General features: G+C 43.6%; 18 protein-coding genes, 1 pseudogene and 1 riboswitch. Of the genes and pseudogenes, 6 read left to right on the top strand and 13 right to left on the bottom strand.

From position 1 onward, the window contains the following. Positions 1 to 28: 28 nt before the first annotated feature. The 5 genes from EKM82_RS09415 to EKM82_RS09395 all read right to left on the bottom strand — a co-directional run bounded on the left by EKM82_RS09415 (position 29) and on the right by EKM82_RS09395 (position 3983). Positions 29 to 721, bottom strand: a complete 693-nt coding sequence (locus tag EKM82_RS09415; protein WP_125768478.1) for an energy-coupling factor transporter transmembrane component T — start codon at positions 719 to 721, stop codon at positions 29 to 31. Beyond that, entirely contained in the window at positions 696 to 2066 is a 1371-nt protein-coding gene (locus EKM82_RS09410; protein ID WP_125768475.1) for an ATP-binding cassette domain-containing protein, read from the bottom strand. The genes EKM82_RS09415 and EKM82_RS09410 overlap by 26 nt, the downstream gene beginning before the upstream one ends. After that, positions 2063 to 2641 carry an ECF transporter S component gene (locus tag EKM82_RS09405; RefSeq protein ID WP_125768525.1) on the bottom strand — a complete coding sequence of 193 codons (579 nt, stop codon included), beginning with the start codon at positions 2639 to 2641 and terminating at the stop codon, positions 2063 to 2065. The genes EKM82_RS09410 and EKM82_RS09405 overlap by 4 nt, the downstream gene beginning before the upstream one ends. A gap of 13 nt (positions 2642 to 2654) precedes the next feature. After that, positions 2655 to 3254 carry a YkoF family thiamine/hydroxymethylpyrimidine-binding protein gene (locus EKM82_RS09400; RefSeq protein WP_125768472.1) on the bottom strand — a complete coding sequence of 200 codons (600 nt, stop codon included), beginning with the start codon at positions 3252 to 3254 and terminating at the stop codon, positions 2655 to 2657. A gap of 115 nt (positions 3255 to 3369) precedes the next feature. Continuing rightward, a riboswitch (TPP riboswitch) is annotated at positions 3370 to 3469 on the bottom strand. 115 nt (positions 3470 to 3584) lie between these two features. Continuing rightward, on the bottom strand, positions 3585 to 3983 hold the full coding sequence (locus EKM82_RS09395) for a nuclear transport factor 2 family protein (RefSeq protein ID WP_125768469.1): 399 nt from the start codon (positions 3981 to 3983) through the stop codon (positions 3585 to 3587). Positions 3984 to 4215: 232 nt separating this feature from the next. On the opposite strand from EKM82_RS09395, the gene EKM82_RS09390 reads away from it, so the two are divergent. From EKM82_RS09390 to EKM82_RS09385, 3 genes are all read left to right on the top strand, one after another. After that, entirely contained in the window at positions 4216 to 4506 is a 291-nt protein-coding gene (locus EKM82_RS09390; protein ID WP_125768466.1) for a type II toxin-antitoxin system RelB/DinJ family antitoxin, read from the top strand. A gap of 238 nt (positions 4507 to 4744) precedes the next feature. Next, a complete protein-coding gene (locus EKM82_RS11835) occupies positions 4745 to 4855 on the top strand; it encodes a type II toxin-antitoxin system YafQ family toxin (protein ID WP_225419709.1) in 111 nt (36 codons plus the stop codon). Positions 4856 to 5178: 323 nt separating this feature from the next. Further along, positions 5179 to 6576, top strand: coding sequence for an FAD-binding oxidoreductase (locus tag EKM82_RS09385; RefSeq protein ID WP_125768463.1), 1398 nt, complete (start codon positions 5179 to 5181; stop codon positions 6574 to 6576). Positions 6577 to 6704: 128 nt separating this feature from the next. On the opposite strand, the gene EKM82_RS09380 is transcribed toward EKM82_RS09385, so the two are convergent. Further along, positions 6705 to 7685 (bottom strand): Gfo/Idh/MocA family protein, encoded by a 981-nt coding sequence (locus EKM82_RS09380; RefSeq protein WP_125768460.1) that lies wholly within the window; start codon positions 7683 to 7685, stop codon positions 6705 to 6707. Positions 7686 to 7797: 112 nt separating this feature from the next. Continuing rightward, positions 7798 to 8469, bottom strand: coding sequence for a type 1 glutamine amidotransferase (locus tag EKM82_RS09375; protein ID WP_125768457.1), 672 nt, complete (start codon positions 8467 to 8469; stop codon positions 7798 to 7800). A 165-nt stretch (positions 8470 to 8634) separates the two neighbouring features. Here EKM82_RS09375 and EKM82_RS09370 point away from each other — a divergent pair, with 165 nt between their 5' ends. Together EKM82_RS09370 and EKM82_RS09365 are read left to right on the top strand one after the other, a co-directional pair. After that, positions 8635 to 9072, top strand: a complete 438-nt coding sequence (locus tag EKM82_RS09370; protein ID WP_125768454.1) for a GNAT family N-acetyltransferase — start codon at positions 8635 to 8637, stop codon at positions 9070 to 9072. A gap of 111 nt (positions 9073 to 9183) precedes the next feature. Beyond that, positions 9184 to 9624 (top strand): annotated as a pseudogene (locus tag EKM82_RS09365) (Crp/Fnr family transcriptional regulator); the annotation flags it as partial. Between the two features lie 58 nt (positions 9625 to 9682). Here EKM82_RS09365 and EKM82_RS09360 read toward each other — a convergent pair. From EKM82_RS09360 to proB, 6 genes are all read right to left on the bottom strand, one after another. Further along, positions 9683 to 10225 (bottom strand): nucleoside/nucleotide kinase family protein, encoded by a 543-nt coding sequence (locus EKM82_RS09360; RefSeq protein WP_125768448.1) that lies wholly within the window; start codon positions 10223 to 10225, stop codon positions 9683 to 9685. A gap of 52 nt (positions 10226 to 10277) precedes the next feature. After that, positions 10278 to 10496, bottom strand: a complete 219-nt coding sequence (locus EKM82_RS09355; protein ID WP_125768445.1) for a hypothetical protein — start codon at positions 10494 to 10496, stop codon at positions 10278 to 10280. 234 nt (positions 10497 to 10730) lie between these two features. Continuing rightward, on the bottom strand, positions 10731 to 11825 hold the full coding sequence (locus EKM82_RS09350; RefSeq protein ID WP_125768442.1) for a hypothetical protein: 1095 nt from the start codon (positions 11823 to 11825) through the stop codon (positions 10731 to 10733). 103 nt (positions 11826 to 11928) lie between these two features. After that, a complete protein-coding gene (gene rlmH, locus EKM82_RS09345; RefSeq protein WP_125768439.1) occupies positions 11929 to 12408 on the bottom strand; it encodes a 23S rRNA (pseudouridine(1915)-N(3))-methyltransferase RlmH in 480 nt (159 codons plus the stop codon). 37 nt (positions 12409 to 12445) lie between these two features. Then, positions 12446 to 13693 carry a glutamate-5-semialdehyde dehydrogenase gene (locus EKM82_RS09340; RefSeq protein WP_125768436.1) on the bottom strand — a complete coding sequence of 416 codons (1248 nt, stop codon included), beginning with the start codon at positions 13691 to 13693 and terminating at the stop codon, positions 12446 to 12448. Positions 13694 to 13705: 12 nt separating this feature from the next. After that, positions 13706 to 14503 carry a glutamate 5-kinase gene (gene proB / locus EKM82_RS09335; RefSeq protein ID WP_125768433.1) on the bottom strand — a complete coding sequence of 266 codons (798 nt, stop codon included), beginning with the start codon at positions 14501 to 14503 and terminating at the stop codon, positions 13706 to 13708. Between the two features lie 270 nt (positions 14504 to 14773). Between proB and EKM82_RS09330 the strand changes: the two genes are divergently transcribed. Further along, positions 14774 to 15292, top strand: a complete 519-nt coding sequence (locus tag EKM82_RS09330; protein ID WP_125768430.1) for a QueT transporter family protein — start codon at positions 14774 to 14776, stop codon at positions 15290 to 15292. The last annotated feature ends 485 nt before the right edge of the window (positions 15293 to 15777 follow it).

Below are 15777 nucleotides of genomic sequence, written 5' to 3'. Positions count from 1 at the left end.
ATCAAGCAGAGAAGTTGTTTTTTTGTGGCTAAAAAATACTCAAAATGATGGTTAAAATAATCAGGCCACTGAAAAACAGCCAGTCAAACCACTGCACCTGATATTTTTTAAAATGGGTTCGTGGTGCTTCGGCAGTAAAGCCCCGGGAAATCATGGCCGTAGCTAAAACTTCGGACCAGCGCACCGATTTAACTAGCAATGGCGTCATTAACCTGGTGCTTAACCACGGTGCTGATAAGCCGCGCGACCACAAGCTTAGTTGCGTTTGCCGATATTCTTGGGGAATCAGCGGCGCCACATGGAAAGCTGCCATAATGCCATAAGCGAATTGCGTCGGCAAGTGTAATTGCTGTTGTAAGGATTCAATAAAGGCAGTCAAAGTTGTCGTCGCTGCGAAACTCGCGCCTAAAAAGCCGAAACAATAAATCCGCGTAGCCAGCTGTAGTCCGTAAATTGTTTGCGCGGATAACTGCCAACCGGCCCACTGTCCGCCGCCGGTTTTCTCCTGCAGGAAGAAATAGCCGCTAAAGAAAACACCGACGGCTGCTAAACTCAGCCAAAGCCACAATCGCAGCCATTTTAAGATTGGTAAATAAACGGCCGTGATCAGCGCAAACAAACCTAATAACACCAAGTTTAATAATAAATTATTCTGAAAAGACACGATTAGGCCGGCTAACAAAATCGCACTAAATTTAACCGTTGGATTTAACTGTCGCATCAGCCACCTCCACCGCTTGATTCAAGTCCCAAACCTCATCGCAAAATTGCCGCAATAACTGCTGATCATGACTGACCACTAACACCAGCGTTTGTTGGTCAGCCTTCTGGCGCAACATGGTCATTAATTGCCAAGCATTGGCGCGGTCCTGACCATAAGTGGGTTCATCAACTAATAATACGGTTAACGGCCGTTCTAAAAAACTAGCCACTGCCAACCGCCGCTGCTGACCCTGACTCAATAGAAATGGGGAAACATCAGCTTTGTCGGTTAAGCCTAACTGCTGCAAAATTGGGGCGACTCCTTGATTCGCATGCTGCCGATTGGCTAACTCCTGCGCCACTGTCACCGCAATAAATTGATCCTGGGGGTTCTGCATTACCCAACTTAATTGTTTGAATAACCGACGCCGACATTTTTTGACGCGCTGGCCATTAATTAGTAACTGGCCTTGATGCGGTGCTAAGCCCATTAACGACTTCAGAAAAGTTGATTTACCTAGACCACTACGGCCAGTGATGCCAATCATTTGCCCCATCGCTAAAGTCACATCAGGGAAGAGCAAGCGATGATCACCAACTGGTAAGCTAAATTGTTGCATGGTCAACACTGGCGCAGCTGCTACCAACGACCGTTTAACAACCGGCATTAATGTTTGCTGCAGCAATTCTTCTTGTTGTTCCAGGTGGCTGCGGGTGGTTAACGCGACCTGGTTTTCACTGAATGCATACCACTGGTCAACCCAATTACTGGTATTTTCTATTTGATGGTCAATCAATAAAATGCCCACTTGCCGCTCGCGTTGCAACTGTTTTAATTTGCTGACCAAGCGTTGACTTGTTTGTTGGTCAAGATTGGCAAAAGGCTCATCCAGCAATAAATAGCGGCTTTCTAAGACGACACAACAAGCCAAGGCCACCAGTTGTTTCTCGCCACCAGATAAGGTGACCAGTGGTTGGTCGGCTAATTTGGCAATGCCACAAAAATCTAAAGCCCAGCCAACCTTAGCCGCCATTGCTGTCGGTGCCACAGCTTGATTCTCCAAACAGAAAGACAATTCCGTGCGCGGCGTTTGGGTACAAAATTGCAAATCAGGGTTCTGAAACATCAAGCTAACTTGCGCCACCCGCTGATTAGCCGGTAAGTCAGCAATGGCCTGACCCTGGTAAAGCACTTGTCCCTGTTTGATGCCAGTCGTGCTCTGACCAGCTAGCAGCCCCAGCAGCGTACTTTTGCCAATGCCTGAAGGGCCATACAAGCCACGCGCCTCACCAGGATTAAGTTGCAAATCAACCGTGATTAACCGTTGTTCCACAGCAAAAGTCAGTTGTGCCTGTAAACTCATTGTTGCGCGGTGCCGATGGGATAGCTGTTAAGCACGCCCATTTTTGCCAAGCGATCACAGACGATTTTAACCAAAACTGCTGAGAAAAGTAGCGCTGATAATAACCGAATCACGAAAATGCTGAGCAATAATTGCCACTGTAAACCGGAAAAGCTGGAGCGAACGATGCCCCAGATAAAGCTAGTTACTGTCGCGGCAACCGCCCCAATAATCAATTGTGGCCAACCAGCACGACGATAACCGTTGCTCATAAAACCAGCCTCAGTCCCAATACCTTGCACGAAACCACTGACAAAAACAATCGGACCATAGAAATTCCCCATGAAAACTTCCAGCAACGCCGCAATCATTTCAGTAATTAGCGCCGCCCCTGGCCGTTGAATCACATAACCAGCAAAGGCTGCAGCCATGAACCAAATCCCAAAAATAAATTCATTGGCCAAAACCGCCAAGCCAAATGGCGTCAGCAACACGCCTAAATAAACACCAAGATGAACCGCACCTAAATAAATCACGCCAAAAATAATCGCCGTGATACCAACCATGATCACGTCTTTTAAGGACCATTTTGCCAATTTCTTCGTCATGTTAGTTCTCCTCCAATGATGGGCTATTTACCGAAACCGTTGCTTCAACGACATAATGTGACATGTGGTCGTGGGCATAGGCTAAAATTTCCGCAAAATAATTAAATAATTGCGCCGCCGTGCCTGTTAAAAAAGTACAGTAATGGGCATGTTCCGGTTGTAGGCCTGCATCTGCAGCCATCGTAACGATGTGCTCGATCTCGGTCATATAATCATCGCGGCCAAAAGTATAGAACGAATATTTACAGTGAACGAGAAAATCACCTTTTTCTTTGATCACAGCCGCGTTTGGTCGCAACTGCTGACCAGTCAAATAACTGTCGCCAGCGATGTCGCCGGGACAGCCTTTGGAGAAAGTAAACTCGCCCACTAAATGAGTAGTGGTGTCATAGGCGTTTACAAATAAACCAGCGGCTGCATCAACCACACTGGCCGATTCCCCACGATAAACCGTGCTAAATAAATCAGTCTGCTGCCAAACAGCACTGGTATCTGTCACCGCAACACTTTCTAAAATCTGCTTTGCAAAATCGGCACGCATTGGGTACAAACTCGCCCGTACCCCAGTAATATCAATGCCATTGGTCGCACAACTTGCCATTTACCTCAATCCTTTTTGTCATCATTCTTACCTACTGCACGCAAATTAGCGCAATAAAAAGGCGTTCCGCCCTTTTATCTCCACAAGTAGATAGAAAAGGTGAAACGCCGCAAATAAGCCGTCGTTGCCACTTCCCTACGTTAGTCTTAACTAAATCAGGTTCAAAGGGATCAGACCGCAGTCTATCTCAGCATAAAGCACCCCTAGTGGATAATTGAAATATTCAATTTAAAGTCAGTGTAGCATGCGGGCTGGAAAAGCGCAATTGGCGGGTTAGACAGGTATTTCTTTTTAATTAAACCAATTGAGCAAATTTAATCTCACTCATTTTCAATACTTCTTGGTTTCAGCATTTTCATAAGGATACCGGCGCTCATGTTTGGCTTCAAATTCGCGCACCTGATCAAACCGACCGTCAGCAGCAAAATGAATAATTGACACGCCATCAAATAAATAACTCGTCTGTTCCCTCGCAGCAAAAGTCCAAGTCACAATGACGGTCGGACCAGCATCAATAAATTCATGAATTGGCCAGGCTGTCACCACTTGTTTCTGCTTTTGGTGGTTAATCCATTGTTGAATCTCGGCAAAGTTACGATAAACCGGCCCATAACATTCTTCGTAAACACAATTCGACGTAAAAAGATCGGCCAATCTAGACCAATCACGATTAAGCCACATTTGAAAATAAGTCTGAATTTTTTGATGTTGTTGAGCTTGGCTGATCATCGATGATATCCTCCACTTGTTAATTATTAAAACCGTCACTAATTTTATTTTAACGCAGAAGGATTTAAAGTTAGCTGTCTCACCCTTAATTATTCAAACTAAACTTGCCAAACCACCGAAATTAAAAAAATATCGGCAAGAACGCGTATTTAATATTAAGTGAATTTTGAGATTATGCGAGTAAGTTTTTACTTTTTTGTGAGGCATTTGTAGTACAATGCAGGTGAGTGATATGGCAAAAAAATTAACTGAAAAACACAATGCGCGAATTGAAGTGCGAATTGATAATAACATCAAATTGAAAGCTCTAGCTCAGCTTAAGGACACTGGCTTGACTTTATCTGACTATTTACGTGCTAGCGTTAGCACGCTAGCTAATGAGGGCTTGCCCAAGGGCTTTGGTGCTCCGAACGCAGAAGTCCTTGCCAGTCTCACTGAAGCCATCGATGATTTGGAACAGCAGCGGCAACTGCCAACTGCTCATAATCGTCAAGAACTTGAGCAACTATTAAATGACGATTGAAATCAAACTAACCTCACAATTCAAAAAGCAATATAAAAAAGATCCTCGCTGACGACCCATCTTCAATCGGCCAGTCTCATTTACTCAAGATCACTGATCGGCTTGGCAATATGCGCTTGATTGTTTAATTAATAATGAACCAATACCAGCTTATTTCTATGAATATACGCTGATTCTTCCTAAACATGAGCAACAGATTAAACAGCAACTTGCAAATAAACAATTAACGATTCATATTTTGGAATTACACTTCGATGGCCATATCGGCGACCATCTGTTGATTTATGGTCAAGCAGACGAAGCGGTTTATTTGCTGGCAATTGGCACTCATCATAACTTGTTCGGTTAATTCTTTTAATTAGCCAAATTTATAAATTCTTAAATCTCAGCAAAGCACCCCGACATTATATTCACTTGTCAGAGGTGTTTTTATTTTGAAAAACAATTTAGTAACGCCGCTGCCCAGTTACCAACTCAGTGAGCTTCACCTTAGGAATTAGCTACCCTGTCTAGCCAAGAATTTACCGCAATTTCGTCAAAATCAATCTCATTCTTTTGTTTTCCCAATTTAACTACGGTATTATCGGCGGTAACTTAACGATTATGGTGAAAAACTGGGTTCATTTACAGAGAACTCAGTTAGTAGACCTTGAAATCAAAGGAGGCTTCGATATGACTGTATTAGCAGCTTATTCCGATCAAGAAATCAATGATTATTTGCGACAACAAGTCCGCGATGGCACGGTTGAAACTGATTCAGAAACATTGCAGCGGCAATCATTCAGTGCTGAGACTGTGGTGAAAGATAGTGCGCTAGCTCGCGCTTTTGTCAGTGTTAAAAGTGTGGCGGATATTCAAGGTGTTTTGCGAACGGCGCGGCGTTTCCATTTACCAGTGGTGCCGCAAAGTGCCTTTACAAATACTGTGATCAGCGCCGACGGAATTGCTGGCGCCATTATTCTCTCCACCCGAGAAATGGACCAAATTCTGGAAATCGATCAAGCTGATCTCTTGGCCGTGGTGCAACCGGGAGTAATCAATAATGATCTGGATCAGGCGGCTCGTAAACAAGGGCTGTTCTACGGCCCCGATCCGGGATCGCGTCTGATTTCTTCAGTTGGTGGTAACGCCGCTACGAACGCTGGCGGCATGAGTACTGTCCGCTTTGGCGCAACGAAAGACAATGTGTTGGGCCTGAAAGTTGTGCTGGCTGATGGTCGGCTCGTCAAAGTTGGCGGCCGCACACTTAAGCAAGCTTTCGGCTATGACCTGACTCAACTTTTCGTCGGTTCTGAGGGCACTTTAGGCATCATTTATGAAATCACCGTTAAACTATTACCGATTCCTTTAGGCACACCAACTGTCGGCCGGGCCTTTTTCCCTAGTCTGGGCGAATTGGCGGCTGCCGTCCAAGCGATTCGCCTTTCCGGGCTGTATCCCACAACTTTAGAGGCGGTTGACGCGGAAACAATGACGGTCATCGATCAATACGAGCACACGCACTACGCCCAGCCTGGGGAATCGATGCTAGTTTTCCGCTTAGATAATAGCCATCCCGAAGAACAGGCGCTACTTGAAAAAATTGTGACGCAACATCACGGTCATAATTTCCAACAGTCAACTGACCCGCAAGAACAAGCAGCCCTGATGCAAGCTCGCCGCGATCTTTTGCCAGCGGTGGTAGCCTTAGTTGGTAAAAATCATTTGTCGGAAGATATGGCGGTGCCAATCTCACAACTAGCCACTCTGATGGACTATTTGCAGACGCTTGAACGTGAATTAAACATTACGATTTATAAGGGCGGCCATGCTGGCGATGGCAATATTCATCCGATTTTCGTCTGGTCTGGTAGTGCTGAGGTGCCCGAAGTTGTCCTTGAAGCGCTACGTCGAACTTTCCGCAAAACCCTGGAACTAGGCGGCACAATTTCTGGTGAACACGCGGTGGGCATGCTGAAAAATCAATGGAATAATGCTGAATTAGGCGAAACGGTTGATGAATTACAACATCAAATTAAACACTTATTTGATCCCATGGGCATTCTGAATCCACAGCGAAAAATCGATTAACTAATGGCATCGCGCACAAAAATAACCCGCTTGACAATCACTGGTATTTTTCCAGCAAGCTTGTCAAGCGGGTTATTAATTGACCACAATTTATTTTGCTAATTCGGCGTATTCATTTTAATCTAACGTTACTTTTCATTCGGATAAACCAAGCCCCACTGCTCGCGCATCGCAGTCATTATCGCCATGGTCTCCTGCGTCCATGCCGCCGTTGGATTAGCGCCAGTTTCAATCGCCGTCGCCATATCACTCGCTTCATAGCCCATCGCCTGCTGATTGGCGCCAGCAGTAATGACTTGCTGTTTGCCCGTAGCGCCGTCCACGAAAATAGCGCGCTCCGGCCGCAAGAAATGTTCCACCATAAAGTAGCCATGCTCATAAACAGCGTAGCCCACTTCTGGCTGACGTGCTGACAAGCTTAATGAAAACGAGCCCAATTCCTGATGACTATTTGAAAGCAACGTCACACTAGTATCATCGACACCAGTTGCTGTCGGCACCATTACGGTTTTTTCCAATTTAGGTGTCGCCGTCATGAAGCGCCGCGCAAAACTTAAAGTGTAAATACCTAAATCAAGTAACGCTCCACCAGCCAACTCTGGATTTAGTAAGCGGCCGGCCGTTTCATTAGGATCCACAAACATCCCCAAGGCTGCTTGTAGTGATTTGAGCCGACCAACCTGAGCTGGATGCTGGGCCACAAATTCTAATAGTTTAGGATACAGGGGCATATGATAAATTGTTTGAGCTTCCATTAGAATCAAATGCTTACTCTGGGCCAAAGTATTTAATTCAACCAATTGACTCGCGTTCAAGGTAATCGGCTTTTCAGCTAAGACATGCTTGCCCGCCAGTAACGCTGCCTTAATATTATCGTAGTGAACATTATTGGTGGTGGCAATATAAACCACCTCAATTGCGGGGTCAGCTAATAATTCCTCATGACTTGAATAAACATGAGGAATCTTAAACTGGCTCGCCAATGCTGCCGCTTTTTCTTGACTATGGGCACTGGCGACACCATACAGCGTCTGACCTGCCGGAAATTGCTCACAAAAGTTAACCGCAATCCGCCCGGGCCCAATAATGCCCCACTTATAATTTGTCATCGATAAAACCTCCTGAAATTTTTAACAAATCAGTAACTGCTTTCATTATAGGCCAAAAAAGCAACAAGCTCATCATAATGAGTCTGTTGCTTAGTTAAATTAAAAATATGATTTAATGCGCCAAATAATCCAAGATGGCAAACAACGCCGCCCGGTTTTCTGGAGGAACCGGTCGCGCCAATACTGCCTGGGCACTCTGACCTAACGCCGATCCGGCCAAATAAGCTCCGTCGTTGATGACCATCTCGCGCACATTGATCGCCGCTGGTTCCAAATGGCATTGCAGACCGACCACCCGCTGTGGCTGTGGCAAAACAAAGCCTTGATTTTGCACCCGGTCACTGGCAAAGAGCCGTTCAGCACCAGCCGGAATGGCAAACATCTCTTCGTGCCAATGCAAGACTGTTAACTGCTCCGGTATGCCGGCAATCAGTTCACTTTGGCGATAAATTGGTGCCCAACCGACCTCTTTGGCGGGAGCTTTTTCCACGGAATAACCAAGGACTTTCGTAATTAACTGAGCGCCAAAACAAACACCAAAAATCGGCGTTTTGTTCGCCAACAACTGTTGAATTAATTGTTCTTCCTGCCGAATCCAAGGCAAATCATCGTTAGGACTCATTGGTCCACCTAAAATCACTAACATCTCGGTTTCAGCAGCAGTTGGCAACTGGCCAAATTGATCTGGATGATAAATATATAGCTCATGACCTTTAGTCGCCGCCCAATCAGCAATCATCCCTGGGCCTTCATTTGACGTGTGCTGCAACAAATTGATCCGCATGATAAATCCTTTCCGTTCACCGGCAATTTAAGCTGGGGTTCGCCTGCAACTCCCCAAGATAACATCATTATACCATTTATTGCTGGGCTACTTTTAAGACAAGCACCCGTAAATGGTATAATTTCTCCATCGACCTCATTCTTGCGAAAAGGAAGTTCACTCATCATGATTAGGATTCAAGAAAATAATGCCGAAGCAGGCAAACAAGCCATTATTGCCAATTTAATTCAGAATAACGCCGAAAAATCGCCGTGGCTAAAAGCACACGGCTCCGGAATTGTCGCCCATAATTTTTTAGCTTACGCTGACCAGCAACAAATCGGCGGCGCTACGGGGCTAGTGCAATATGATTGGTACTTCTTAGAATTACTGCAAGTCGATGCCGCCTTTCAAAAACAAGGCGTCGGTCGCCAATTAATGCAAGCCGTCGAAACATTCGCCACTGACCAACATTTAACTGGCATTCGCTTGGAAACCTGGCAGTTTCAAGCCCGAGGATTCTACGAAAAACTCGGCTACCAAGTTTGGGGCGAAATCAAAGATTGCCCGCCAGGAACGATTACTTATTGCCTGGAAAAAAGACTTATTTCAAGCGAAAGTTAGTTAAAAGCCGCGTTCTTTCTGCCATCGTTTTCTTTTCCACCTGGGCAAAGTTCTGCCACTTAAACCGCCACAACCTAGTCTTCATAAACGTTCCTCGTTGCAACGCACCTAAATTTAATTGTTCATGGCAGTTTGCGGATGTGGCACACCACACCTGAACGCGAGGTAACTTTACAATTTTTCTTCGAAAATCAGCCGGTCACTTCTTTTGAAAGTTTCTATCTGAATCAGCCCAGTGATTCTTCAATTGAAACATTAGAAACAAGTTCTCTCTTAATTTTGAATAAAAAAGATTTCGATAACTTCCGACAAACTTATCCCGAATTCGAAACTAATTTGAATCAGTGGTTGTGTCAACGATTCATCACGTATCGGCGGCGCATCTACACCCAACTTCAAACTACCGCGACGGGCCGCTACCAAGCACTGATTGCCGATAACCCCGAAATACTAACGCGAATTCCGCTCCATGAAATCGCCAGCTATCTCGGCATCACGCCAGTCTCATTAAGTCGGATTCGGACACAACTCGAGTCAACTACTAAAGATTAATCTGCGCCAATATAAAAAACCACCGCTAACGAACATACTTCGTCTCGTTAGCGGTGGTTTAATTTTCCAGCGAATCGTCACACGATTTTTGCTTCAACTGCTTTATAATCAAGGTTACGCGTTCATTAAGTGGGCGCATCCCGTCTAAAACAAGATCAGCCGTTGCCAGCACAAATTGCTCATTCGCAATAAATAATGGTCGTGCTGTACTCAAATAAGCAGTTACAATCGCCAACATTTCCGACTCAGAATCACGCCGCAATTGGCGGGCCAAACGAATATCCAACGGCACTTGATTATATACCGTCAGATCAATTAACGGTGCCAAATCGGGATGACGATTGCCAAAGGGAAAGTCTAATAATAGCGTCTCATATTGGCCATCCATTTCGCAACAGGCTTTGATTAGTACCGAAATATCATATTGCAACACGTGATCGGCTAATGGTTCAGTAATCGCTGGTGCAGAAGGTATCGCATCAATATTATAATCATCAAAAGAAATCACATAACTGTTGGCCAATTCTTGATGAAGGGCCTGAACAAGTGTTGTTTTACCACCAGCGGTTAGACCACTGATTACAATAACTTTTGATTTCATAGATAATTCTCCTCGGTTAGTTTAACAATAATTGTATTTCACGGTGATTTTCTTACTCATCACCGACCGGTTTCACGCAACCGGCCAGAATCATGTCAATCACAGCGCTCAACGGTGTGGTCACTGGATCGACCTGGTGTAATCGGACCATCCTTTCATAATTAAATAAAGTACTAGTGCCCATTACTAAGATCACACTAGGATCCAGCGCCCGGACTTCGCCATTATCAATGCCCTTCTGCAGCGCCGCGAAAATGTCGTCAAACCGCATATTGCGTTAAATCTAACATCGCCATCACTGGTGAGGCAATAAATTGTTGAGTCAGGTCAGCATCAGTTGGATTATCCACTGCAATTTGATACAGCATCCGCGCAAAAAAGGCTAAATTAATTAATTTGGCGTCTTAGAAACTGTTCAAGCCGATAAACTTATTCATCATTAATTATCTAAAAATATTGGTAAGGAAATCCTGCTAAAGGCTGAAAAGACTTTACACCGTATCCATCAACACCTCAATTTCTTCCATAACTTTGAAACCTTTTCATAATCTGTATTCTGAGGCATGTTATCCTGAGCCAAAATCTTATCATTATCTGAGTAATAATAATATGTGGTTTTTAACTCATCAATTTGATTAAAGATATGATTATCATTCGTGGATGACAGACCAATTATACTAAGACTTCCTGATATTTGTTTAAAACTTTCGTATGCATCGTATTCCTGAAATCGCAGATTCGAATCCGCTTCCATTCTTTTTTTTGCTTCAAGAGCCAATTTAATTTCCGAATTACTACCCATATTTGCAGATAATGCCAAAATGTTTTCTACAGAAAGATTATTTAATCGATGCTCATTCATCATATACTCAAATTTATTAATTCCTGAGTAATTCATTAAAGCGGTTGAATGCAAATAATTATATTTTGGAACATTCTGTAGATTGTTCGTTTCAAATTGGTTATCACTTAATGAATTTCTAAAACTATCTGGATCATATAATTGATCCAGAACATCAAATTGTCCATGTATATGTTGTACGGTTCCATCATATATAGCATCCAAATTTAAGTCATAATTAGTAGTAAAAACATTATCAAATTCATTAATATATGCAATAAATTCCTTTGAATACCGCTGATTAAGTTTGTTTATCTTACCAAAATTATAAATACCCACTAGACAGAGATCTCGAAAGCATTCAGCGGCATCTCTCTCTTTTTTCTCACTAAAAAAATCTTCGCCATCTTTCGAAGTATTATATTTCCTATTAAATTTAAATATTAAATGAAGAACCAAGAAATAATCCTCCATTCCTATTTGACCAATGTCATCAATCTTTTTTTGACCATAATTACTCTTAAAATGATCTAGCTCATCCATGCAATCATCTGAAACAACATCATATGACCCATTTATAACATTTGGAACACTCTTATACATTTCATTAAAAAAATCTAGTGTTTCTGGAGGACAGAGCGCATGTATTTTTTTATCTTGTCGTAAGGTACTAAATCCTCGTCGAAGTATTTTCCCGTTTTCATATGCATTCCCACCAAATTTTATATTTAGACCATTACCAAATAAAATGCTTTTCATTGTTTTCAACCTCATTAACTGAAACAAATATCGAAAAACCGCATCACTTGTGATACGGACTTGCTTAACGCATAACGCAGCGGTTAATTCACTAAAAACCGCATCATTTGTGATACGGAGAGCCCTCATTAATCATAAACGCCCGATAAATCTGTTCGCTCAACACGACCCGCATTAATTGGTGGGGCATCGTTAGCCGACCGAAACTTAGCTGATCATCGGCGCGTTGCAAGACTTCAGGACTCAATCCCAAAGAACCACCAATCACAAAAGTAATGTCGCTGTGCCCATAGGTACTTAAGTCGGCCAATTCTTTAGCGAAAACTTCAGAAGGGCGTTCTTTACCCTTAATCGCTAAAGCAATCACGTATTCTTTTGGCTTGATTTTAGCAAGAATACGTTCGCCTTCGACAGCCATCACTTGGTCCATTTGTGCCTGAGATAATTTCTCAGGTGCTTTTTCGTCGGGCACTTCGACAATTTCGAATTTCGTAAAGCGGCTTAAGCGTTTGGCGTACTCCGCAATCGCCGCGCGGAAATATTTTTCTTTTAATTTACCGACACCGATAATCTTAATGGTCATTCAGAAATTCCTTTCAATTTAAAACTAATAACGTGACTTACTGGCGAATTTGGCCGTTGCCATAAACGTGGTATTGGTTTGAGGTCAAGGCTTCAAGGCCCATTGGTCCGCGAGCATGTAATTTCTGCGTGGAAATACCAATTTCCGCTCCAAAACCGAATTCGAAGCCATCAGTGAAGCGCGTTGAAGCGTTGGTATAAACCACTGCCGCATTGATTCGCCGTTGAAATTCTTGGGACGCCGCATAATCTTTGGTAATAATGGCTTCGGAATGGTGGGTGTTATACCGATTGATATGAGCGATTGCCGCGTCTAAGTCAGGCACAACCTTAATTGCCATAATATAGTCGTCATATTCTGTGCCCCAGTCTTCGGCAGTTGCCGGCACAATCTCTGGTAAAATCGCACAAGCTGCCGCATCACCGCGCAACTCCACGTGATAAGGCGCCAAAGCTGCCTGAATCATTGGCAAGAATTCCGCGGCCACTTTTTCATTGACGACGAGCTTTTCCATGGCGTTACAAACTGAAGGTCGCTGTGTTTTGGCATTGATAATTATTTCCCGGGCCATATTTAAATCGGCACTTTGGTCAACATAAATGTGACAATTGCCAGCGCCAGTTTCAATTACAGGCACGGTAGCGTTATGAACGACAAAATTAATGAACTTACTACTGCCACGCGGAATCAACACATCAACATAGTCAGTTAACTGCATCAATTGTTGCGCCGTTTCATGACTGGTATCAGCAATTAATTGAACGGCATTGCTAGTCACACCGGCTTTTTTCAAGCCAGTTTGCAAGGCCGTTACCAAAGCAATATTCGTTTTAATGGCTTCTTTACCGCCCCGTAAAATGACCGCGTTGCCTGATTTCAAAGTTAAGCCAGCCGCATCAACGGTCACATTGGGCCGAGCCTCATAAATCATGCCAATTACGCCTAGGGGCACGCGAACGTTCTCAATTTGCAAACCATTCTCCGTTTGCCAGCCAGAAATTGCCTGACCAATTGGATCAGGTAATTGCATCACTTGCTGCAAGCCATTGGCCATTCCTGCTAACCGTTCGTGGTCCAATTTCAAGCGATCTAGCATTGCTGGCCGCACACCATTAGCTTGCGCGGCCGACAAATCCAATTCATTAGCCGCTAAAATCGCTGTTTCCTCGGCCAACAATTCACTGGCCATCGCTTGTAAGGCGGCATTTTTTTCAGTTGTCTTTAATAGCGCTAACTCCGTGGCGGCCGCTTGCGCTTGCTGACCGATTTTTTCTAAAGTTGTCATATCTTCACCTATTTATTTTCCTTCGCTAAATAACGTACCAATTTCTTGACCATCTAAAATGTCATAAATAATTTCCGGATTGACGCCATTGGCCAGAACCATTTGCTGATGATTCTTCAAAATCCGTTGGGCTGCGTTAATCTTGGTCGTCATCCCGCCAGTGCCAAAGCTACTGTCACGGCCGCTAGCGTAACTGAGAATTTGCTCGTCAATCACCGGTACCTGACTAATCAGCTGGGCCTCAGGATGCTTATGGGGATTCGCGGTAAACAGCCCATCAATGTCCGACAACATAATCAGCAAATCCGCCTGGGTAATTTCCGCCACAATTGCCGAAAGTTCGTCGTTATCACTAAAGCTAGTTTTATGATCCAATTCGTCAATGGACACTGTATCGTTCTCATTAATAATCGGAATAATATTTTTAGCCAGCATCGCATTCAAGGTATTGACTACGTTGCAGTGACTTTCCGGAAAAATAATCACATCCCGCGTCAATAAAACTTGGGCGACAATTTGTTGATACTCGGCAAACTCCCGCGTATAAATCCCGATCAAGCGACTTTGACCAATGGCGGCCAGGGCTTGTTGTTCGGGAATTTCTGTGGGTCGTTCCTTAATATGTAACATATCGCGGCCAGCACCCATGGCGCCACTAGACACTAAAATAACTTGATAATCGTGATTACATAAATCGGTTAACACATAAGCTAAGCGACCGATCGCCCGTAAATTTAATTTACCATTTGCTAATACCAGCGAACTTGTCCCCACTTTGACGACAATTCGTTTCGGCTGTAAGTCCCGCACTGTACTCAACTCCGCTATTTTTTCTTCTTTAATCTTAGCACAGGCAAGCCGAAGATTGGCCGCTTTTTCCCAATCTCTTAACCACCAATCACCGGCTTTGTGACAAAAGTCGAACAATTAGCCCGCTTTGGCTATTGTAAAGCCCTGCCATCTCCGTTATCATGGGAGTCGGACATTTTTTGTACCACTGTGGCACTTCTAATCCCAAAATGGGTATTTCCTTTGGTCACAGTTATTAATAACCGTCATGGGTTATAAAGGAGGATTTACATGACAAAAGAACAGAATCATCTGCATGACCTCGTCATTTCGGCGATCATTGCAGCATTATATGTGGCTTTGACTTATTTAAGTCAAATGTTTGGGCTCGGCTACGGTGCCGTACAGTTGCGGCTTTCCGAAATGCTGAATTGCTTGGTTGTTTTCAACAAACGTTATATCTGGGGTGTAACATTAGGCTGCATCTTGGCCAACCTAACTAGTACTTTAGGCGTGGTTGATATCGTTTGGGGTTCCTTACAAACCTTGATTTCGCTGACCATTATCTATTTTGTCAGCAAGAAATTGCCTAATTTAATGGCCAAGCTAGGCAGCGTCGTCGTGATTGGCACGGTCATGATGTTCCTGATTGCTTGGGAATTAGTCGTCTTAACAAAGGCGCCATTCTGGTTAACATACGGTTCTGTGGCCGCCGGCGAATTTGCTTCTCTATTAGTTGGTGCCATCCTGATTTACTACATGAGTAAACGCATCGACTTCAACACCGCCACGATTAAACATCGAGCTTAATCAATTAAAAATATTAAACTAGCGCTGATCATTTTGATCAGCGCTTTTTTTGCACGCTAAAATTTTTCGCTAACTGCCAACACCCGACATTCACTAGCAATCAGCAATGTTCTTACTTAATCCCAATCAGTCGATTAATAACCGCTGTGACTAAAAAATACCTGGTTCATTTGCGTATTTTATAATAATCGCCGTTTTACCAGCGTTATTAGCAGTTAGTCACAGCCCCAAAATAACTATCCACAGCTGAAACATGTTTTCCCCAAGTTATCCACAAAGTTTTCCACTTGTACACATGTTCGCCGCAGAATCTTGTGTCAAAATCAACCCTTGATACCAAATATTCCATTTTAATTTGTCAAGGTAAAAATTTTTTAAATTAGTTTTCCACGTCTTTTTATTGTTCGCTGTGAATTATTATTCGCGTGGAACAGTGATGCTATCAGCTTTTTATTTAACCTTTTTTCTAACTGCCAAAGTTATCC

It is taken from the genome of Lapidilactobacillus wuchangensis (assembly GCF_003946645.1).
Classification (GTDB): domain Bacteria; phylum Bacillota; class Bacilli; order Lactobacillales; family Lactobacillaceae; genus Lapidilactobacillus; species Lapidilactobacillus wuchangensis.
The sequence above is the reverse complement of the archived record's forward strand: the minus strand, read 5'-3'. Positions and strand labels throughout refer to the sequence as shown.